19 protein-coding genes are annotated in these 19,573 nt (G+C 60.5%); 8 read left to right on the top strand and 11 right to left on the bottom strand.

Annotated elements, in window-relative coordinates; genetic code table 11:
- Nucleotides 1-9: 9 nt before the first annotated feature.
- From NW846_RS05350 to NW846_RS05390, 9 genes are all read right to left on the bottom strand, one after another.
- A complete protein-coding gene (locus NW846_RS05350; protein WP_414345944.1) occupies nucleotides 10-1,506 on the bottom strand; it encodes a cellulose synthase in 1,497 nt (498 codons plus the stop codon).
- 126 nt (nucleotides 1,507-1,632) lie between these two features.
- Nucleotides 1,633-1,902, bottom strand: a complete 270-nt coding sequence (gene rpmA / locus NW846_RS05355; protein WP_011430865.1) for a 50S ribosomal protein L27 — start codon at nucleotides 1,900-1,902, stop codon at nucleotides 1,633-1,635.
- Nucleotides 1,903-1,961: 59 nt separating this feature from the next.
- Nucleotides 1,962-2,369 carry a 50S ribosomal protein L21 gene (rplU, locus tag NW846_RS05360; RefSeq protein ID WP_011430866.1) on the bottom strand — a complete coding sequence of 136 codons (408 nt, stop codon included), beginning with the start codon at nucleotides 2,367-2,369 and terminating at the stop codon, nucleotides 1,962-1,964.
- A gap of 157 nt (nucleotides 2,370-2,526) precedes the next feature.
- Nucleotides 2,527-3,276: a photosystem reaction center subunit H gene (locus tag NW846_RS05365; protein ID WP_011430867.1), complete on the bottom strand. Its 750-nt coding sequence runs from the start codon at nucleotides 3,274-3,276 to the stop codon at nucleotides 2,527-2,529.
- Nucleotides 3,277-3,328: 52 nt separating this feature from the next.
- Nucleotides 3,329-3,610, bottom strand: coding sequence for a chaperone modulator CbpM (locus tag NW846_RS05370; protein WP_011430868.1), 282 nt, complete (start codon nucleotides 3,608-3,610; stop codon nucleotides 3,329-3,331).
- Nucleotides 3,607-4,539: a DnaJ C-terminal domain-containing protein gene (locus NW846_RS05375; RefSeq protein ID WP_011430869.1), complete on the bottom strand. Its 933-nt coding sequence runs from the start codon at nucleotides 4,537-4,539 to the stop codon at nucleotides 3,607-3,609. The genes NW846_RS05370 and NW846_RS05375 overlap by 4 nt, the downstream gene beginning before the upstream one ends.
- Nucleotides 4,540-4,660: 121 nt before the next feature.
- Nucleotides 4,661-5,422: a ChaB family protein gene (locus NW846_RS05380; RefSeq protein ID WP_011430870.1), complete on the bottom strand. Its 762-nt coding sequence runs from the start codon at nucleotides 5,420-5,422 to the stop codon at nucleotides 4,661-4,663.
- Between the two features lie 276 nt (nucleotides 5,423-5,698).
- Nucleotides 5,699-6,547, bottom strand: coding sequence for a M28 family peptidase (locus tag NW846_RS05385; protein WP_414345938.1), 849 nt, complete (start codon nucleotides 6,545-6,547; stop codon nucleotides 5,699-5,701).
- Entirely contained in the window at nucleotides 6,544-7,320 is a 777-nt protein-coding gene (locus NW846_RS05390) for an HAD family hydrolase (RefSeq protein WP_011430872.1), read from the bottom strand. The genes NW846_RS05385 and NW846_RS05390 overlap by 4 nt, the downstream gene beginning before the upstream one ends.
- A 144-nt stretch (nucleotides 7,321-7,464) precedes the next feature.
- Between NW846_RS05390 and lpdA the strand changes: the two genes are divergently transcribed.
- A complete protein-coding gene (gene lpdA, locus NW846_RS05395; protein ID WP_414345935.1) occupies nucleotides 7,465-8,847 on the top strand; it encodes a dihydrolipoyl dehydrogenase in 1,383 nt (460 codons plus the stop codon).
- A gap of 99 nt (nucleotides 8,848-8,946) precedes the next feature.
- On the top strand, nucleotides 8,947-10,254 hold the full coding sequence (locus NW846_RS05400) for a class I SAM-dependent methyltransferase (protein ID WP_414345932.1): 1,308 nt from the start codon (nucleotides 8,947-8,949) through the stop codon (nucleotides 10,252-10,254).
- A gap of 38 nt (nucleotides 10,255-10,292) precedes the next feature.
- Here NW846_RS05400 and NW846_RS05405 read toward each other — a convergent pair whose 3' ends face one another.
- A complete protein-coding gene (locus NW846_RS05405; RefSeq protein ID WP_414345929.1) occupies nucleotides 10,293-11,684 on the bottom strand; it encodes a TldD/PmbA family protein in 1,392 nt (463 codons plus the stop codon).
- 24 nt (nucleotides 11,685-11,708) lie between these two features.
- Nucleotides 11,709-14,021, bottom strand: a complete 2,313-nt coding sequence (gene glgB / locus NW846_RS05410) for a 1,4-alpha-glucan branching protein GlgB (RefSeq protein WP_414345926.1) — start codon at nucleotides 14,019-14,021, stop codon at nucleotides 11,709-11,711.
- Between the two features lie 200 nt (nucleotides 14,022-14,221).
- Here glgB and tatA point away from each other — a divergent pair, with 200 nt between their 5' ends.
- The 6 genes from tatA (at nucleotide 14,222) to glgA (ending at nucleotide 19,462) form a co-directional block, all read left to right on the top strand.
- Nucleotides 14,222-14,500, top strand: coding sequence for a twin-arginine translocase TatA/TatE family subunit (gene tatA, locus NW846_RS05415; RefSeq protein ID WP_011430879.1), 279 nt, complete (start codon nucleotides 14,222-14,224; stop codon nucleotides 14,498-14,500).
- Between the two features lie 238 nt (nucleotides 14,501-14,738).
- The gene (locus NW846_RS05420) at nucleotides 14,739-15,572 is read left to right on the top strand and encodes an anti-sigma factor domain-containing protein (RefSeq protein ID WP_011430880.1); all 834 of its coding nucleotides are present in this window, start codon (nucleotides 14,739-14,741) and stop codon (nucleotides 15,570-15,572) included.
- Between the two features lie 193 nt (nucleotides 15,573-15,765).
- On the top strand, nucleotides 15,766-16,626 hold the full coding sequence (locus NW846_RS05425) for a bestrophin family protein (RefSeq protein WP_414345921.1): 861 nt from the start codon (nucleotides 15,766-15,768) through the stop codon (nucleotides 16,624-16,626).
- Nucleotides 16,627-16,896: 270 nt separating this feature from the next.
- Nucleotides 16,897-17,262 (top strand): NAD(P)H-quinone oxidoreductase subunit M, encoded by a 366-nt coding sequence (locus tag NW846_RS05430; protein ID WP_011430883.1) that lies wholly within the window; start codon nucleotides 16,897-16,899, stop codon nucleotides 17,260-17,262.
- Nucleotides 17,263-17,336: 74 nt separating this feature from the next.
- Nucleotides 17,337-17,789, top strand: coding sequence for a DUF2996 domain-containing protein (locus NW846_RS05435; RefSeq protein ID WP_099813003.1), 453 nt, complete (start codon nucleotides 17,337-17,339; stop codon nucleotides 17,787-17,789).
- Nucleotides 17,790-17,986: 197 nt separating this feature from the next.
- Nucleotides 17,987-19,462 (top strand): glycogen synthase GlgA, encoded by a 1,476-nt coding sequence (gene glgA, locus NW846_RS05440; protein WP_011430885.1) that lies wholly within the window; start codon nucleotides 17,987-17,989, stop codon nucleotides 19,460-19,462.
- The last annotated feature ends 111 nt before the right edge of the window (nucleotides 19,463-19,573 follow it).

The following is a 19,573-nucleotide window of genomic DNA, read 5'->3' on the forward strand; positions in this document are numbered from 1 at the left end:
TTGGCAGCCCTAGGAGTTGGAGAGCGCATCTGTTGTTTCTTCCGCTGCCGGGTTGTGGCTACGCAAGGCAAAGCCGGCAAAATCGTGATCGTCCGGGCGCACCGTTAGAACCATCAGGTTGTAGAAGGCCCAGACTAGGCCAAACAGCAGCTCTGGCCAGCAGGTTGGATCCCAGTTGCCGGCAAAGCGCAGGGATCCCACCCCCATGGCCAACAACGTCAGCACAATAGCCAGCGCCTGCGGGCCGAGGGAAAGCTGGGACGGCTGTTCGGGGTAGGGGGGCACCCCCCGCACCGCCTGCACCAGCGCCTGGATGGACTGGAAAAACTGGCTGCCCGTCTGCCGCTCCGACTGCCACGCCGCTCCCCACAGCGACGGGGGAAAAGCCAACAGCCAGGTGAGGCGCCCCAGCAGGGCGTAGGGAAGAAACCAGGCAAAGAAGACTCTATCAAAGGCCGGCACCGGCATCCAGCCTGTGCAGAGAAAGAGGATGGGCACCGCTAAATAGGCCAGCTCCGCCACCCCGCCCGCAGCCCAGAGGGCCAGCCACAGGTACTGAAAGCGCTGCTGCTGCGTGGTGGGCTTGCTCCAGAAGGGGTTTTCCCGCAGGGCAGAAAACACCGCCAGCAGAGCGACGCGGCGGTTGCGCAACGGCAACAAAATGCCAGTGACCTGGGCTGGGCGCACTAGGTGGGACTGCCAGCCGCGGCAGTGCATCTGACACCCCAACTGCACAGGGCGGCGAATGTCGATTTGCGGGATCCCCTCCAAAGCTGCCCGCCGAATGAGACAGCCAGATCCCAGCAGCGGCGCCGCCTGGTAGCCCTGGGATCCCACCGCCAAAAGCTGCTGCAGCGGGTGAACCGCCCTGGGCTGGCCCAGGGTGCGCAGCGTTGCCTGCACAAAGCCGGTGGCATTGGCAATCGGGGCCCGCTCCGGAAAGTCGTAAAACAGGGGCAACGTCTGCCACAAAAAATCCGGCTCGACAAAATGGCCGGGATGCAGCAGGAGCAGATATTCTCCCTGGAGCTGGCCGGATCCCAGCATGTAGGCTAGGGGATCGGTCGTGGGGCTTGGGCAAGACCAGTACTCGCAGGGGATGGCCCGCGCCACTTTAGCCATCTCCGCATCTTCCACCCGATCCACAATATGGACAAACAGCCGCTCCCAGGGGTAATCCAGGCGCAGGGCCGAGAGCACCGTCTGCCGGGTCGCTTCCACGGAATCCCGCTGGCGCAGCACCAGCACGTCCACCCGCGGCAGTTGAAAAAACGCCCGCCGCAGCACCTCGGGCGCGGGCACCCCCTCCTGCGGCACCTGGGGATAGCGGCTGAGGATAAAGCCCACCGCCGCCAGCCAAACGTACAGCTCTGCCCCCCAAAACAGAAGGGATCCCAGACCGGTCAGCCCCTCGCTGATGCGCCAGTAGAGGTACGCCACCCCAGCGATAAGGTGGAGCAACCCCACTCCCCGAAACAAGTACACCCGCACAGCCCTGGATCTCACAGGCGCTCCACACAGGATTGGGATTGGGCCAAGCCAGGATCCCCCCTTTGCCCAGCTGCAGGCTGAGGAATGGAACCAGTTGAGCTGTCTTGCCCAGTTGCCCAGCCAGAACGGGAAGCTCACTGCCTATTGGGCAGCCGCCTCAACCGGGTAGACGCTCACCTTTTTCCGCCACTTGCCGTAGCGCTCAAAGGTAACAATGCCGGTGGCCACCGCAAACAAGGTGTCGTCGCCGCCGCGGCGCACGTTCACCCCTGGATGAAACTTGGTGCCCCGCTGTCTCACCAAAATGTAGCCAGGGTGCACCAGCTCGCCGCCAAAGCACTTCACCCCCAGCCGCTTGGCATTGGAGTCGCGACCGTTGCGGGTACTGCCGGTTCCTTTCTTGTGAGCCATAACGCCTCCTCTGCAACTGTGTCGTCGCCAAAGATAAGTTGGGATCCTGAGTTTAGGATCTATTCCTCCGCCGCTGGGATCCCTGTGGTGTCAGTGGTCGCCTCAGAAGTGGATGGCGGAGCAGACTGGGCCGTGGCCAGGGTTGTGCCGTTGAGTTCGATGGACTCGATCAGCACGCGGGTGAGCGGCTGCCGGTGTCCTCTCTTTTTGCGGGTTCCCTTCTTCGGCCTCATCTTGTAGACGATGATTTTGTTGCCGCGGCGGTGCTGCAAGACCCGTGCCCTGACCACTGCCTCGGGAACATACGGATGCCCTAGCGTCACCTGTCCCTCGTGGTTGATTAACAACACCTGGGACAGGGCCAAGGGGCTGTTTTCCTCTGTGCCGGGCAGGCGATCGACGTCGTAAAAGCGCCCTGGCTCTACCCAAAGCTGCTTGCCACTGGTTTCCACAATTGCGTAGGTCATGCCTTTTCCTTGCCGTACAGGTGCCCCTAGGGGTCTTGCAACCTGATCCGAGCATTGACAGCGATTTTTAATCCTAGCGGAAAAACCTGCCCTCTGTCAGCTAGGGCCATTCCCTCACCCCCATCCCCTCTCCCTTTGGGAGAGGGGAGTTGGAGCATCATTCGGTCAGCTTTTCCCAGGCGGCCTGGAGGGCAGCTTGCATGCGCTGGGCGGCGCGGCTAAGGCGCTGCTGCCAGGTTGTCCATTTTTGCTGCAAAAACTCTGCCGCCTCATCGAGCAGGGAGAGGTCGAACTTGCCCCCTTTGGCCAGCTCGTCCCGCACTTGCTTGACCTTGACGCGCACCACCTCCGGCGGATCCTGGGGGCCGACCAGGGATTTGAGGCGATCCCCCATGCGCTGGATGAGCTGCTTGACTTGGCGAGACTTTTCGCTCCAAAAGTTCTTTAGGCCCTCAGTTTCTGATTTGAGGCGCTGCGGCGCATCTTCCTTGACCACCACGGCATCTACGTCGATGGCCTCTACATCCTCCGGCAACAGGACGGCGCGCCCTCCCCAGGGCTCGGCGATGCTGCCCCCCAGGATGTAGGCGGCAATCGTTCCGGTTTCCCAATCGAAGAGAAAATCCTCGATCCAGCCCACCGGCTGATCCCCAATACGCACGGTTCGCCGGTAGAGGGAGCTAAGCGGCGTTGCCGGAGTGGCGAAGACGGTGGAGTAGGTCAGCAGCGCGTCCGGCCCGATGAGAGAGATTTGCTCCAGGGGGGTGTAGCCCTGCTGGCTGGTGAAGTAGCAGACCCGCCCTTGTCCATCGACCCAGATTTCTTCGACAGTGCCCAGGGCCGTGGCAGTGCTGCTATCCAGGGCCAGCAGGCCCACCACTTGGCTGCGTCGGACGACTTGTTCCATAGAGAAGTTCTCCTGACTTGCGGGATTTAAGGGAGATGGAGGCTTGGGCTGCTTAGCCTCCGCGGTAGTAGTGTAGCTGCGCCCTGAGGCGGGCAATTTCCTGGGCCATATCCAAAACCATGGCCGCCCCAACCCAGTTGAGGCCCAAGTCCCGATGCAGGCGGATCATCTGCAGCAGGCGCCGCAGTTGTTGGGGGGTGAGGTAGCTGCTTTGCGCTTCCACCAGCCCCTGCAACAGCAGCCACTCCAGCAGGTGGGTCGGGATCCCGGCTACTTCACTGGCCTGCTCAAAGGTGTAGAGCCGTTCTTCTACCCGCACAATGGCCAAGCTCATAGCCTCACCTCCTGCAAGTAGGCGCGGGGATCCCAGCTCCGATTTTGCCGCAGCTTCTCGTAGAGATCCCGCTCAGTGGGGGAGAGGGATTTGGGCGTGACAACCTTCAGCCGCACCAGCAGGTCGCCCCGCTGCCCTTGGGGATCCCGCCAGCCCTGGCCGCGCAGCCGCAGGGTCTGGCCGCTATCGACGCCGGCGGGGATCTTCAGTTGCACCCGACCGGTGGGGGTGGGGACTTCCGCTGTGCCGCCCAAAACCGCCTCGTCAGGGGTGATGGGCAGCTCGCAGAGCAGGTTGTCGCCGTCGAAGCGGAAGAAGGGGTGCGGGGGCAGCTCCAGGGTGAGGTAGAGATCCCCCCTCGGCCCGCCAAAGGGGCTATATTGGCCTTTACCCTTGACGCGGATGCGGCTGCCCGGTTTGGCGCCGGGAGGAATGCGGATGGTGAGGGTTTCGCCATCCACGCTCAGCCGCTTTTGGGTGCCGTGGAAGGCCTCTGCCCAGGTGAGGCCCAGCGTGGCTTCTACGTCTTGCCCTGGCAGATCCACCGAGACAAACGGCCCAAACCCCGTGGTGAAGCCCTGGAAGCCGCCGCGGCGGGATCCCATGCGGCCCAGAAGCTCGTTGATGAAGTCCTCGAAGCTGGCGTACTGGGCAAATCCCTCCATGCCCGGCCCCGCCGCCGCGCCGCTGCCCACCCGTTGCCAGTACTGGCCAAACTGGTCGTAGCGCCGCCGCTTGTCGGGATCCGAGAGCACCTCGTAGGCTTCGTTGATCTGCTTGAAGCGCTCCTCGGCCGCCTTGTTGCCGGGGTTGACGTCGGGGTGATACTGGCGAGCCAGCTTGCGATAGGCGCGCTTGATCTCCTCTAAAGAGGCATCTCGGCTGACGCCCAGGATCTGGTAGTAGTCCTTGAAATCGCTCGCAGCCATAAGCTCACCCCTACGAAATCAGGTTAAGGCTTTTAGGATACCTTCAGGCTAGAGGTGCAATCGGAAAACCCAGAGCGAGGGAGAAACACTTAGCTCTGTCCTTGCCCCTGAGAGCACTCCCCTAGGGTTTGCGCCTGGAGAAAATCCCCTTGTCGTCTCTTGTGAAAACTTGTTTGACCTTTTCCCAAGCCTTGAGCAGCGCCTGGGTGACCGGGCTGCCCTCTGCCTTGGCCTGGTTATAGGCTTCCACAAAGGTTTGCTGGGCTTCTTCTGAGAGATCGGCGCGGATCTCGGGGGAGATGGTTTCGGGAGTCAGGGATCCCTCTGGCTCGCTGGGCAAGTTCAAGTCGGCAGTGGCCACCTCTTCGCCGCCGGCACTTTGCAGCAGCAAGTAGATTTCGCCCGCTTTTTCCTCCGGCACCTGCACCACCAACAGGAATTCGCCCGCCTGCACCCGCGTCTGGTAGATGGCGGCCTTCTCCTGTGGCATGCCCAGGGCAATGAGGGCGGATCCCAGCCCTGCTCCCAGCGCCCCGTAGAGAGCGCCACCGGTTGCCCCCAGCAGCGCCGCTCCTAGTGGCCCGGCGGCCACCACCGCCCCCAAAAAGGGAATAAACAGCACCCCTACCCCCGTGAGGAGCCCCAGCAGCGATCCAAACAGGGATCCGTAGATGGCGCCGCTGGTCAAGCCATCGAGAACCACATCTTTGCGAGTGATAAAGCCACTAATTTTGGCTTCCGTTTGAAAGTTGCGGCCAATGATGGAGATGCGGTCGTTGGGGATACCGCGGTTGAGCAGGCGCTGGATGCACTCTTGGACTTTGGCTTCTTCTTTGAAAACGGCAGAGACGCACTTTTTGGGGGCTTGGGCGAAGGTATTCATGAAAAAGGCTCCTGTGAAAGTTTTGACCCAAAAGGCTAAGGGAGGTTTTTTGGCAAACTTTTCCCCTCTTTGCCTATGCCGCCTATTATCTCCCTCTGTCGCCCAAGCGGGAGTCGAGGGATCGCGAAACTCCTGGAGCGATCTCCGTACTGAGGAGGCCTGCCCAAGCGCCCCGCGCCGCTGGCCTTCACCCCCAGCCCCTCTCCCAGAGGCACCCTCACCCCCAGCCCCTCTCCCAGAGGGAGAGGGGAGTTGGGAATCGAGGGATCTCACGGCCTAGAGGGATCCAAGACCCTGCCTCAAGCCGCGGCAGACCCCACTCAAAAAGGCAAGATCTAGGGTCTCGAGGGTGTCGCTCAGCTTGTGGTAGTGGGGGTTGCGCAAAAAGGCGGTGTCGGTCACCATAGCCGCAGGGTAGCCCGCATCCCAAAAGGGGGAGTGGTCGCTGAGGCGGGTAACCGGCAGGAACAAACCCCGCCGGCCGGCTGGCAGCCAGCAACACGGGATCCCCACCTGCTGAAAACCGCGCTGCAGCCTAAGCAGATCCCCCAGGGCGGGCCAGTTGCCAATGAGACCGATGTAATCTCCCCGGTCGGGGTAGAGCCGCTCCAGGCCGGCGGGGTAGCGCTGAGATCCGGGCGTGGGATCCCGGTAGCCCAGCATCTCCAGAGAGAGCATCAGCCGCAGGGGTTGGCGCTGTTGTCTGAGAAAGCGGGCGTAGGCTTTGCTCCCTAGCAGGCCCCGCTCTTCTAGGTCGAAGGCCACTAGCCACAGGGGGGAAGGGGCGGGCTCGGCGGCAAAATGGCGGGCCAATTCCAGCAACACCGCCACGCCGCTGGCGTTGTCGTCGGCGCCGGGGGTAGCAGGCGCGGCGTCGAAGTGGGCCCCGATTAAAATGGGCCTGCGGCCAGGCTGGGATCCCGGCAATTTCAAGATCCAGTTGCGGTGCTGGCAGCCATTGGCCTCAAAGGGGAAGGGCTCCACCGGGCCGCACTCGGAAAGCTGTTTTTGGACATACTGCTCCACCTGCCGATGGCCCAAAGGCGACCAGTCGGGATCGCGGGGCTGAGCTACTTGCTGCAGGTGCTCCCGGAGGCGCTGTTGCAGATTGGGCTCTCGGGTCACTTTTCTTGTCCGGCGAGGGCTTGAGCGTGGACTTGGCGAGCCAGCTCCAGAGTAAAGTGGCTGTGGGATCCCGCCCTTCCCGCCAACACCTGAAACGGCAGCCCAGGCTCCCCTAGGTGATCCAACACCAAAGCCGCTCCCGAAAAGTCTTGCTCCCGCGTATAGTTGTTTACTGTCACCACGGCCGGGACGCCCGCCTGCTGGGCCGAGCGCAGCCCGTTCTCCGAGTCCTCAAAGGCCAGGCACTCCTGGGGGCGCAGCCCCATCTGTTCCAGCGTGTAGCAGTAGATGTCGGGGGCTGGCTTTTTGGCGGGGACAATATCGCCGGCAGCGATCACCTCAAACCAGCTCAGGCTTTCTGGCAGGGTGTGCTCCAGAAGGGCCGTCACGTTTTCGGGCGTGGTGGTGGTGGCGATGGCCAGGCGGATCCCGGCGGCTCTGGCTTCCTGTAAGAGGCGCTTGACGCCGGGGCGCAAAGGGATCCCTCCTTGGGCCAACAGAGCTGTGTAGTGGCGGGTCTTGGCCTGGTGCAGCCGGGCTATTAGACTGGTCAGGTCTTCGCCGGCAGGCAGGGGCGGCTGGCAGGTCTGGACGAAGTGGCGAATGCGCTCTTTGCCGCCGGTGATGGCCAGGAGCTGGCCGTAGAGCTCCACCGACCAGTGCCAGTCCAGCCCTGCCTCGGCAAAGGCGGCGTTGAAAGCCACGCGGTGCCCATCCCGCTCCGTATCCGCCAGCGTGCCATCCACATCAAAAATGAACGCCTGCAGTTCCATGCGCATCCCCCGTTCCCACCCCGCCAGCCTCTTGTCAACTGGGCAAGCGACCCTATGCTACCTCATAGTTTGGATGCTCTCAGCCAGGTTCCTGGGAAGGCCAACAAGATGAGAAAATGAGGCACCGGTTATCCAAGTCTCGCCATGAGCTTTGATTTTGACTTGATCATCATCGGTGCTGGCGTCGGCGGCCATGGCGCGGCGCTGCATGCCGTCGAATCCGGCCTCAAAACCGCCATCGTCGAAGGTGCGGAAATGGGCGGCACCTGTATCAACCGCGGCTGCATCCCCTCCAAAGCTCTCCTGGCCGCCTCCGGACGCCTGCGGGAACTGCAACACACCCCTGAGCTGGGCATCCAAGTGGGATCCGTCCAGGCCGACCGAGGAGCCATTGCTGCCCATGCTGCCCAGGTGGTGGAGAAGATCCGCACCGACATGACCCGCTCCCTAGAGAAGCTGGGGGTAACAATCCTGCGGGGGCGGGGCAGGCTGGCGGGGCCACAAACGGTCGAAGTCCAGGAAGAGAAGGGATCCCAGACCTACACGGCGCGGGATGTGATCCTGGCCACGGGTTCTCGACCCTTTGTGCCGCCGGGGATCCAGGTGGATGGCCGCACCGTGTTTACCAGCGACGAGGCGGTGCGGTTGGAGTGGATCCCGGAGCGGCTGGCCATCATCGGCAGCGGCTACATCGGCCAGGAATTTGCCGACGTCTACACGGCGCTGGGATCCCAGGTCATCCTCATCGAAGCCCTGGAGACCCTGATGCCGGCCTTTGACCCCGACATTGCCCGCCTGGCCCAGCGGGTGCTGATTAAACCCCGCCAGATCCAGACCTATGTGGGCGTGCTGGCCAAGCAGGTGATCCCCGGCCAGCCGGTGACGATCCACCTCTCCAACGGGGAGACGCTGCAGGTGGATGGCTGCCTGGTGGCCGCTGGGCGGATCCCGGTCTCAGAAGGGCTGGGCCTGGCGGAGCTGGGGGTTGTTACGGACAAGCGCGGCTTTGTGCCGGTGGATAGCCGCATGGCCACCGAATTGCCCCACCTGTGGGCCATTGGGGATGTGACGGGCAAGATGATGCTGGCCCACGCGGCGGCAGCGCAGGGGCGGGTGGCGGTGGAAAACATCTGTGGCCGCCCTGCCTACATGGATTACCTGAGCATCCCAGCGGCGGTGTTCACCCATCCGGAGATGGGCTTTGTGGGGCTAACCGAGCCGCAGGCCAAAGCCGAGGGCTATAGCGTAGGCACGGTGCGCACCTACTTTGGCGGCAACTCCAAGGCCATTGCTGCTGGCGAGACTGAGGGCATGGTGAAGCTGGTCTTTGATAAAGAGACGGGCCTCTTGCTGGGATCCCACATTTTTGGGCCGCATGCCGCCGATCTCATCCACGAGGCAGCCCAGGCCATCGCCCGCCGCGCCACGGTGCAAGAGCTGGCCCGCCTGGTGCATGTTCACCCCACCTTGGCAGAGACGCTGGAGGAGGCCTACCGGCGAGCTGCCCACAGTTTGACGGCGGCCTAGCCCTGCCCTGCTGCCGACCGACACGGGCCGACTTGACGGCCAAAACCGGTCTAAGAATCTACAAAGACTCTTAGGATAGGGGGGAAGAGGTGGGAGGACGTGCCTTTGGCAAGCGAAGCGGAGATCACCCAGGCAGTGCAGGCCCAGTACGAGGCGTTTCCCTACCCGCCTGTGCCTTACGACCAACCCTTTGAGGGCTTCTCCAGCCTGGGCAGCTATACGTTGGCCCAATATGCCCGCACCCGCACCTTACAAGAGCCGACGGGCGCCAGGTTTTTGGTGGCCGGGTGTGGCACCGGCTGGGAGGTGCACGGCATTGCCGCCAGCAACCCCGGCTATGGCGCCGTGGTCGGGATCGACCTCAGCCGCCCGGCCCTAGAGATTGCCCAGAAGCGGATCAAGTACCACGGCCTGCGCAACTGCTCGGTGCACTACGGCGATCTCATGGATCCCTCCACCTGGCCGGAGGGGAGCTTCGACATGATCAGCTCCTATGGGGTAATTCACCACACCGCCGATCCGGTCAAGGCTTTGCAGAACCTGGCCTCGCGCCTGGCTCCCGACGGGGTAATGGCCCTGATGCTCTACAACCGCTCAGGCCGTTGGCATGTCTACCGCATTCGCCGTGCTTTGGAGCTGCTGGGGATTACTCCACCGGCCACCCGGGAAAAGATCGAATTTGTGCGGCAATTATTAAAGGCAGCCCATCCCAATTCCCTGCTGGCCCGGCACGCCAAGGCCCACGAAGAGTACTACTTACCAGATGAAAACATCGTCGATAACTTCTTCCACGCCAACGACATCCCCTTTGACATCGGCGAAATCCCCGACCTTCTGGCCCAGGCGGGACTGGAGTTTATCGATGTCGCCCCCTACTTGGACTATTGGAACGCCAGGCCCTTGATTGCCGCCACCCACCCGGAGTTCCACCGCCGCTACGAGGCCCTTGCCCGCATTGACCAACTGCGGGTCATCGAGTACCTGGAGCCCCTCTACCACACGCAAAATCTCTTTTGGTGCTGCCACCAGGGCAAAAAGTTGGCCCATTGGGATCCCTTTACTCCCGAGTTTTTCCAAAGCTCCCGTTGGCAGCTCAACCCCCTCTTTCTCCAGTACGGCAAGGTGCGCTACTGGGATCAAAAGATCCCCTTTTCGGATCTGCTGGGCAAAGTGGATCCGGCCCAGATCGTGACCCAAAAGATGGACATCTTCTGGCCCATCGCCCGCATCCCGGGCAAGATGATCGCTTCTAGCCGCTACCAGGTGGTGGAGCTGCTGCTGCCATTGGCCAAGCAAGCTCGTTCCGGCGCCGAGATCTTGGCCGACCATCGCGAGAGAGCCGGCCACGTCCTCCGCCTCTTCCAGCAGTGGGAAGCCGACCGGCTGGTTCTAAGAGTTGCTCCCTAACTCCCCTCTCCCTTTGGGAGAGGGGCTGGGGGTGAGGGCTAAGCAGGCTGTCGGCCCCCCACAATGGCACGGCAGCGAATGTAGGGCCCTCCGGCGTCTACCTTGGCCGGCTGACCCTTGCCGCAGTGGCCGGATCCCAAGTCCCACCGGAAATCCCGCGACACGGCATCCACCGACTGCAACACCTCAAAGGCATTGCCCGTGATGGTAACTCCCCTCAGCAGCTCCGCCAGCTTGCCGTTGCGAATGCGGTAGGCCCGCTCCACGCCAAACATGAACTCACCGGTGGAGTCGGCTTGCCCGTTTCTGGCCCCATCCAGGAAGTAGCCGTCGGGAGTGCTGGCGATGATCTCCTCCAATGTCTGGGATCCCGGCTCGAGATAGGTGTTGCGCATGCGGATGAGCGGCTCATCGGCGTACTCCCAGGCGCGGGCATTGCCGGTGGGCTCGACGCCGAAGTGGGCGGCAGTCTCCCGGTTGTGCAGGTAGCTCACCAGGATGCCGTTCTGGATGATGGTGGTGGTTTGGGTGGGGACGCCCTCATCGTCCACAGGCAGCGTTCCCCCTGCCCCCGGCATCAATTCAGAACGGCCAGAGTCCTTGAGAGTAACCAGCTCGCTGGCCACCCGCTGCCCCAGCTTGCCGGCTGCCACCGAGCCGGCCAAGACAAAATCCGCCTCGACCGTGTGGCCAATGGCCTCGTGCACCAGCAGCCCCACGATGGAAGGGGACAAGATGACCGTGGCCCATCCCCCCTCAGCATAGCCTGCAGAGAGGAGATCGACGGCTGTGGCAGCCGCCTTCTCCGCCATCTGCAAGGGATCCGCCCGAAAAAGGCAATCCCACCCCCCCGTCACGCCAATGGACTCAGTACCGCTGCTGAGTTGGCCATCCGCCTCGGCCACCGCCTGGATCCGCAGCTCAGGGCGCACCAGCCGGAAGGCCACATCCGCCCCATCCGTAGTAACAATGGCTTTTTCCTCGTAGATCTCGTTGTAAGTGCAACTGGCGGAGGTGATGCGGGCGGAAGACTTGCGCGCCTGGGCTTCTGTTTCCAGAGCCAACTGGATCTTGGCCTCCAGGGGTTTGTTGACCACCTCCTCCACGCCGGGCTCGCAGAACTCCCCCTGGGCCAGGGATACGCTGGGCAAAGCCTTCAGCTTCTGCCTGCGGCAGTCGGCGCTGGCGCGGGCCGCTTGCTGAGCTTCGGCAATGGCCTTGCGAATGGCTGCTGGCGAGGGATCCCCGGTGGCGGCAAAGCCCCAGGTGCCGTCTTCTAGCACCCGTACCCCCACACCTGAGCGCCGTCGAACCGCTGTGCGCTCAATGCGCCCCTTTTCCGCCGTGACACTGCGAAAGACTTTGCTGTGGTAGCGCAGTTCCACAAAGCCAGAATAGTCTCGAAGGATGTCGCGCAGCAGATCTCGCATGGCAATGAGGCGGGAAGGCCGTACTCACTCCAGCATAGCTTTGTTTTCGCCTGAATCCTCCGCCAGCTGGGGCGGCTGCCACTTCAGCACCAAGGTTGAAAGAGGGGGCAGGCAGAGCTCAAGCGAGTAGGGCAGGTTGTGGTAGGGCCAGTCATCCGTCCACTTGCCCCCTAGGTTGCCAACCCCGCTGCCCCAGAACTCTACCGCGTCGCTGTTGAGCAGTTCCCGGTAAAACCCTCGCTGCGGCACGCCAATGCGGTAATTCGGCCAAACCACCGGCGTAAAGTTACAGACTACCACTAGCCACTCCCTGGGATCCTCCCCATATCGGATAAAGGAGATAATGCCCCGATGGTCGCTGCAGTCAATCCAGCGGAACCCTTCTGGCTTGGTGTCTTGAGTGTAGAGAGCTGGCTGCGAGCGCAATAGATGGTTGAGAGTGGCTACGTAGTGGCGCAGTTTAGCGTGGGGCTCATACTGCAGCAGCTCCCAGTCTAGATCTGCCCAAACATTCCACTCGTTCCACTGGCCAAACTCCATGCTCATGAACAAAGTTTTCTTGCCGGGGTGGGTGAACATGTAGCCGTAGAGGGCCCGCAAACTGGCAAACTTGTGCCACATATCCCCTGGCATTTTGCCCAACATGTGGCTTTTGCCGTGCACTACCTCATCGTGGGAAAAAGCCAGCATGTAATTTTCACTGAAGGCATACATGAGGCTGAAAGTCACTAGGTTGTGATGGAACTGGCGGAACCAGGGATCCATGCGAAAATAATTCAGCATGTCGTGCATCCAGCCCATGTTCCACTTGAGGTTAAAGCCCAGACCACCCACATGGGTTGGCCAGGTTACCATTGGCCAGGCAGTGGATTCCTCGGCAATGGAAAGAACGCCAGGGTAGTACTTGAAAATAAGGGTGTTGAGCTGGCGAAAAAAGTCGATGGCCTCCAGGTGTTCTCGCCCGCCGTAGCAGTTGGGGATCCATTCTTTGCGGTCGTAATCCAGATAGAGCATCGAGGCCACTGCATCCACCCGAATGCCGTCAACGTGGTACTTGTCAAACCAAAAGAGGGCGTTGGCCACCAGATAGTTGCGCACCTCGTTGCGGCCGTAATTGAAAACTAAGGTGCCCCAGCCTTTGTGTTCGCCCTTGCGGGGGTCAGCATATTCGTAGAGGTGGGTACCGTCAAAAAAGGCCAGCCCATGCCCGTCTTTGGGAAAATGCCCCGGCACCCAATCGACAATGACGCCGATCCCTTCCTGGTGGGCGCGATCGACAAAGTACATGAAGTCTTGGGGCGAGCCGTAGCGGGAGGTTACCGCGTAGTAGCCAATAACCTGGTAGCCCCAGGAGCCGTCGAAGGGGTGCTCGGCCACGGGTAAGAGCTCGATGTGGGTAAAGCCCAGCTCCTTGACATAGGGGATCAATTTGTCCGCCAGCTCCCGGTAGGTAAGAAAGCGGGTGTTGGGCTTTTGCTCCACCGGCACCAGGTGCCCATCAGCGGGGGGGTCTTCCGTGGAAGCGTGCATCCAGGATCCCAAATGCACCTCGTACACCGAGATGGGCGAGCGCAGGGGGTCGGTGGCAGCCCGCTTTTCCAGCCACTCCTGGTCGTGCCAGGTATAGGTGTGGAGGTCGGCTACAATTGAGCCGGTTTTGGGTCGCACCTCCTGCTGAAAGCCATAGGGATCTGACTTTTCGTAGATATCCCCCCAGGCAGTTTTCACCTCGTACTTGTAGACGGCTCCTGGCCCAACACCAGGGATGAACACCGCCCAGATGTCGCTTTCGCCCAGCCGCTTCATCTGGTGTTGGCGGCCATCCCAGTGGTTGAAGTCGCCAATGACACTGACATTGCGGGCGTTGGGAGCCCAGACGGCAAAGTGGACTCCCTGAACCCCATCTACGCTGATGGGATGAGCGCCCAACTTCTCGTAGATGCGGTGGTGGTTGCCCTCGTTGAAGAGGTAGCGATCCAGCTCACCGATGTGGTTGACCTTCTCCAGGGGAAAGCGATAGGGATCCTCCCACTCTTCCAAGTGCTGGCCCTCCGAATCCCAGACCCGCTGCGCCCGCAGAAAGTAGTCTGGAACCGGCGTGCCAGGCGCAAAGCACAGCTCAAACAACGTTTCTGGATGCAGCGGCTGCATGGGGTAGGCCTGCCCAGTGGCGCGTTCTACCAACCAAACCTGTTTGGCATTAGGCACCAGGGCCCGCACCAGCCAGAAGGACGTCTCCCCCTGCTCTATCTGCTGCGGCCCCAAAACAGCATAGGGATCCTGCCACTGGTTGGTGACGAACTGAAGCACTTGTTCGGCAGACAGGAGAAAGCCCATCGGCAAGCTTCAACAAAGCAACAATCTCAGTCTAGCGGTCGTCGGCTGCCGCTTTTGGCAGCTCATGGATTCCAGAGCCATGGCAGTAGCAGCCAAACCTTTCTGCCCCCGGGAAAACCTGCTAGAGTTGGGAGGGGATAATTCCCCTCCTTGCCAGCGAGGTTGGTTGGCTTGTTCTATTTTTGGGGTTTTGGGGACTTATGGCTATCCTGCTGTCGAGCGAACCTATCCTGGCCGTGAGCATCTTCGGCATGGGCCTGCCAGAGCTGGCCGTGATTGGGATAATTGCAGTGGTCGTGTTCGGCCCCAAGAAGCTGCCGGAGTTGGGCAGCGCCTTCGGCAAAGCGTTGCGCAGCTTCAAGCAAGAGATGAACAACCCCAGCAGCGATGACGAGCCCACCGCCGGTGCCGATCGCGTCAGCGGGACGGAGTCCCTGAAGGTAGAAGCGGAGAAGGTGGTCGAGAAAGATGCCGCCTGAGGGCATCTGCACTGAAAAAATGGTGTCTTGGGTCGGCTCCTCGTTTTGTAGGAGATAGGTGCGAGTAAAAGCGGATACCGCAAGTTGCACGGCCGGCATCTGCACCAGCCGCAACAAAATGAAGTCGGCTTGCCGGTGAGCTGGATCCAGGGCTGATGTATATTTTTGAAAAAGCTACCGGCCTGGCGCTACCGCTTGACCCAAAGCCGGGCTGGACAGGCGCAGCAGATGGGGGGCTATGGCGGAGCCGACCGATTTCGAGCTGATGCGCCAGATCCAACTGCGGGATCGCCGCAGCCACTTTTTACTTAAGGATCGCTACCAAAAGCGCCTGCTGGAGATCGCGCTGTCCACTCTCAAGCAGCCTCACCAGGCCGAAGAGGTGGTGCGCCAGGTGTTTGAGTTCTGCTGGAAACATGCGGAGGCCTTTGACCTGCAGCGGGATCGCTCGGTGGCCCTGTGGCTTTACGAGTTGACGGCCTTTCAAGCCCAAGAACGCTTGCGGCGCTGGAGCTGGTTGCCCGCCCCTGCCTCCATCCGGGTCGCACCTCCTTGGTGGCCGCGGCGCCTCCTCTGGGGCAGCTTAGTAGGGTTAGGGATCTACGCAGTGGCCATAACAGCGGCCTACTGGCGGCTGCGCTGGCAGGGGGAGTCGGTAGCCATTCAACGGCTCTATCAGGAGTGGCAACGACAACCGCAGGTACGGCGAACCCTTCTGCGCGACCCCAGCTTCCGCAACCCCCTGTTGGTACAAGCTCTCTGGTCGCCCCGCGCCAAGCAGGTGTTGCTCTTGGCTTCAGAAATGCCCCCTGCCCCCCCGGGAACCACCTACCAACTGTGGCTGGAGTCGGCTGGGCAGCGCCTGGAAAGCGCCGGCACCTTCACCGTCAACGCCGAGGGATCCCTGCAATGGCTCAGCCAGCCCACACATTCACAGCAGCCGACCCGCCTTTGGATTACCCTCGAACCGGCAGGCGGGAGCGAATCCCCCACTGGCGCCCCTCTGCTGCAGAGCAACTTCTGGATCCCTGCCTCTCAACCTGAGGAGAGCAAAGAGAACCTCTTAAACTAGCTTGAAATGACTCCTGAGACCCTGGAAGTTGCCCCGTCAGGTCAAGGGATTCATCCCCCCGTATACGGCGGGGAAGAGGGGGGCCTGCGCCGCCAAGGTTTCGGTCAACAACCGTTGCCATGACGGTAGTAGGATCAGAGGGCAGGCTTGCCGACGCCACACCAGGATTCGCCAGTATCTATCGGGAAATGGGTTGCGTTGGTTTCGCTTGGCCCTGCAGTTGCACGGATCGGTTGTGCCGGCAGTGCTGCCTCGCACCCTCATCTGTGGTCTCCTGGGAGTGCTGGTTTCCGTTCTCTACAAGCTGGGGTTGCCCATAGCGCTGTCCTCGTTGGTGGCGTTCGTGCCCAACATCGTTTTTGGCTTGATGCTGGTGTTTCGGACAAACACTGCCTACGAGCGGTTTTGGGAGGGGCAAAAAGCTTGGGGATGCGTGGTGAGCAACGTGCGCAACTTAGCCCGCTTGATTTGGGTAGCCATTGAAGAGAAGCAGCCAGACGATCGGGAAGAAAAAATCAAAATCCTCTATCTCCTGCCTGCTTTTGCCATCGCCATGAAGCAACATCTGCGCCAAGAATTTTTGCCAGATGAGCTTCAGACCCTCCTCAGCCCAGAGCAGTTGCAACGTCTTAAAAACCTCAACCATCCCTCCTTGCAAGTTGCCTTTTGGATTGGAGACTACCTACAGCGCCAATACCAAAAAGGCCGCGTTGAAGTCTATCAGCTAACGATCATGGTGGAGCGGCTCAATAACATGGTCGATGTCCTGGGCGCCTGCGAGCGCATTCTCATGACCCCAACGCCCATGGCCTACGCCTTACATTTGAAGCAGTTGTTGCTGCTGTATTGTTTGTCTTTGCCTTTTCAGATGGTGGAGGGATTGGGCTGGATGACCGGCCCCATTGTCGGGCTGCTGGCCTTTATGCTGTTTGGCGTCGAGGAGATCGGCATTGAAATTGAGAACCCCTTTGGACGGGATCCGAACGACCTGCCCCTTGATGTGATTTGCAGTAGGATGAAGCAGAATATCGCTGATTTGATCCAGTCTGCCTAGAACAACCATGGGTTATCTCATAAACAAGCTTAGGTTTCCCTGGGGAAGGTAGTCCGGCTTTTTAAATTTTTCCAGTAACACCGGCTACGCAGCCGACAGCCGTACTTTTAGGCTTCTTCTGTGCCAGAGGGATCCCGCTTCTCCCCAGAATTGTTGGGTGGGGAGATTGGCCTGGGCAACTTTCTGGGATCTGGACGACAAGGGATCCCACCTCGGCGCCAGGAATGATACCTTGAAGAAAGGCGTAGGATCTCGACCGGAGCGACAGCCATGCTGAAATGCACCACCCGCCACGTTCACATCTTTGCTGGCGAGGTGACCGCCGATAACCACTTTGTGCCTCGCGACGATCTGCTCACCCTCGATGTGGATCCCGACAACGAGCTGGTCTGGAACGATGCCGCCTTGCAGAAGGTCTATGCTCGTTTTGAGGAATTGGTAGAAGAGTACAGGGGCCGGGATCTGACTGAGTACAACCTGCGGCGCATCGGCTCTGACCTGGAACACTTCATTCGCTCTCTCCTCAAGCAAGGGGAAATTGCCTACAACCTGCAGGGGCGTACCCCCAACTACAGCATGGGCTTCCCCCAGATCCCTGCTGAAGAAATTGTCGGCCAGTACATCCCCAAAGGTTAGCCTCTCTTCCATCCCTGACTCTGGGCCTGCCAGCCCGCACGCCAATCGTTGACCTGTTATCGGAGTATCAGCCCATGTCTGGAGAACCTACCCCCGCCCAGGAAACCGCTGTCGAAAAGCCGGCCCGGGTTGAGGCCGCCAACCCTGCTCCCAAGGAGACTGACACTGCCCAAGCCTCGCCCAAAGCCGCAGCAAAAAAACCAGCCAAGGAAGAGAAGCCTTTCGAGCAACTCATTGCAGAAGATGTGATCCCGGCAACCATCGCCGCTTTTCAGAAACGCGGCGTCACCGATCTGCAACTGCGGCTGGAGGGCAAGACGCTGATTGGCTCGTTTGCCGGCGGCAAAAAGCAGTTTAGCGTCCTCTTTGCCGAGGGATCCCTCAATGGGCCCAAGTTCTTCCGCTGCGCTATTGAAGGATCCCCGGCCAGCACCATTGAGTCTTTTATGATCGACGAGCGTCGCGTCGATGTGCCCCTGTTCGTGTTCTATCTGGTGCAGCGCCTCTATGCCCAGCAGTGGTATTGAGCGATCCCAGGCAGATGCCTGAGCCGCCAGCCAAACCCGTAGGCAGCGCAGCCAGAGATTGAGCTAGCCACCTGTTAGGCAAGGAAGGGATCCCCGGACAGGGATCCCTTTTCGCTGAGGCGGGGGATGGGCTGTAGAAGCCAAAAGAGATTATCTTTTGTGAAGAAAAGTAAGGCGGTGCTACGGGAGAGCGCGAAATGTACATCGTGCAGATTGCGTCGGAGTGTGCCCCGGTCATCAAGGCGGGGGGGCTGGGGGATGTGGTGTACGGCCTCAGCCGAGAGCTGGAAGTGCGGGGGCACTGTGTCGAGCTGGTTTTGCCCAAGTACGACACCATGCGCTACGACCAGATCTGGGGCTTGCACGATGCCTACCGCGACCTCTGGGTGCCCTGGTATGGGGGAGCTATTCACTGCTCGGTGTACTGCGGCTGGGTACATGGCCGCCTTTGCTTTTTTATTGAGCCCCACTCCGGCGACAACTTTTTTAATCGTGGCTGCTACTACGGCTGCCCGGACGACAACATGCGCTTTGCTTTTTTCAGCAAGGCGGCTTTGGAGTTTCTTCTCAAAAGCAATAAGCGCCCCGATATCATTCATTGTCACGATTGGCAGACAGGATTGGTGCCGGTGCTGCTCTTTGAGATTTACAAGTACCACGGCATGGAAAACCAGCGGGTATGCTACACCATCCACAACTTTAAACACCAAGGCTTTGGCGGCCCGGAAATCCTCTGGGCCACCGGCCTCAACCGGGAGCCCTATTACTTTCATTACGACCGCCTGCGAGATAACTTTAACCCCTTTGCCCTCAACTTTATGAAGGGCGGGATCGTCTTTTCCAACTTCGTGACCACCGTTTCCCCCACCCATGCCCTGGAAGCGCGATTTGGTAATTACAACTATGGACTGGGACACACTCTTTACTTGCACCAGCACAAGTTTCGCGGCGTCTTGAATGGCATCGACTACGATATTTGGAACCCTGAGATCGATCGCTTTATTCCTTTTCACTACACGGCGCAAACTTTGGAAAACAAGGCCAAAAACAAAAAAGCACTGCGGGATCAGCTATGGCTACAAGATGTTGATAAGCCCATTGTGGCCTATATTGGGCGGCTGGACGAGCAAAAAGGCGTGCATCTGGTGCATCATGCCATCTACCGCTCCCTGTTTAAAAATGCCCAATTCGTGCTGCTGGGATCCGCCACGGAGCCGGGGATCGGCGCCTGGTTTGCCCATGAGAAACGCTACCTCAACGACAACCCCGATGTTCACATCGAGCTGGGCTTCAACGAAGAACTTTCCCACCTCATCTATGCGGGGGCAGACATCCTTGTGGTGCCCAGCCACTACGAGCCCTGCGGCCTTACCCAGATGATCGGCCTCAAGTACGGCACGGTTCCGGTGGTGAGGGGCGTGGGCGGCCTGGTGGATACCGTTTTCGACCGCGATTACGACACTCGCAAATTGCCGGAGCAGCGCAATGGCTACGTGTTCTACCACACGGATCGCGCGGCTCTGGAGTCGGCGCTGGATCGGGCCATCGACCTGTGGTACACCGCTCCCGACCAGTTTCGCCAACTGCAAGTCCAGGGCATGAGCTACGACTACTCCTGGAACTACCCCGGCAAAGAATACCTGGAGATCTACGAGTTCATTCGCCACCGCTGAGCGATCCCCAGCGATCCCAGCCCTTGACCACAAGGGGGAAATGCTGGACGATAGGTAGCAATGCCGCTCTTAACCTTCCCTACAGATTTATTGCCGGGGAAGGGGAGCTTG

Source organism: Synechococcus sp. W60.3, assembly GCF_047502615.1.
Taxonomy (GTDB): domain Bacteria; phylum Cyanobacteriota; class Cyanobacteriia; order Thermostichales; family Thermostichaceae; genus Thermostichus.

What these genes read in the sequence shown, in the direction of transcription:
- NW846_RS05370 (WP_011430868.1), bottom strand. Translation starts at nt 3,610, where the DNA reads ATGAGCTTGGCCATTGTGCGGGTAGAAGAACGGCTCTACACCTTTGAG.
- NW846_RS05430 (WP_011430883.1), top strand. Translation starts at nt 16,897, where the DNA reads ATGCTGAAATGCACCACCCGCCACGTTCACATCTTTGCTGGCGAGGTG.
- tatA (WP_011430879.1), top strand. Translation starts at nt 14,222, where the DNA reads ATGGCTATCCTGCTGTCGAGCGAACCTATCCTGGCCGTGAGCATCTTC.
- rplU (WP_011430866.1), bottom strand. Translation starts at nt 2,369, where the DNA reads ATGACCTACGCAATTGTGGAAACCAGTGGCAAGCAGCTTTGGGTAGAG.
- rpmA (WP_011430865.1), bottom strand. Translation starts at nt 1,902, where the DNA reads ATGGCTCACAAGAAAGGAACCGGCAGTACCCGCAACGGTCGCGACTCC.
- glgA (WP_011430885.1), top strand. Translation starts at nt 17,987, where the DNA reads ATGTACATCGTGCAGATTGCGTCGGAGTGTGCCCCGGTCATCAAGGCG.
- lpdA (WP_414345935.1), top strand. Translation starts at nt 7,465, where the DNA reads ATGAGCTTTGATTTTGACTTGATCATCATCGGTGCTGGCGTCGGCGGC.
- NW846_RS05435 (WP_099813003.1), top strand. Translation starts at nt 17,337, where the DNA reads ATGTCTGGAGAACCTACCCCCGCCCAGGAAACCGCTGTCGAAAAGCCG.
- NW846_RS05420 (WP_011430880.1), top strand. Translation starts at nt 14,739, where the DNA reads ATGGCGGAGCCGACCGATTTCGAGCTGATGCGCCAGATCCAACTGCGG.
- glgB (WP_414345926.1), bottom strand. Translation starts at nt 14,021, where the DNA reads ATGGGCTTTCTCCTGTCTGCCGAACAAGTGCTTCAGTTCGTCACCAAC.
- NW846_RS05390 (WP_011430872.1), bottom strand. Translation starts at nt 7,320, where the DNA reads ATGGAACTGCAGGCGTTCATTTTTGATGTGGATGGCACGCTGGCGGAT.
- NW846_RS05365 (WP_011430867.1), bottom strand. Translation starts at nt 3,276, where the DNA reads ATGGAACAAGTCGTCCGACGCAGCCAAGTGGTGGGCCTGCTGGCCCTG.
- NW846_RS05380 (WP_011430870.1), bottom strand. Translation starts at nt 5,422, where the DNA reads ATGAATACCTTCGCCCAAGCCCCCAAAAAGTGCGTCTCTGCCGTTTTC.
- NW846_RS05405 (WP_414345929.1), bottom strand. Translation starts at nt 11,684, where the DNA reads ATGCGAGATCTGCTGCGCGACATCCTTCGAGACTATTCTGGCTTTGTG.
- NW846_RS05375 (WP_011430869.1), bottom strand. Translation starts at nt 4,539, where the DNA reads ATGGCTGCGAGCGATTTCAAGGACTACTACCAGATCCTGGGCGTCAGC.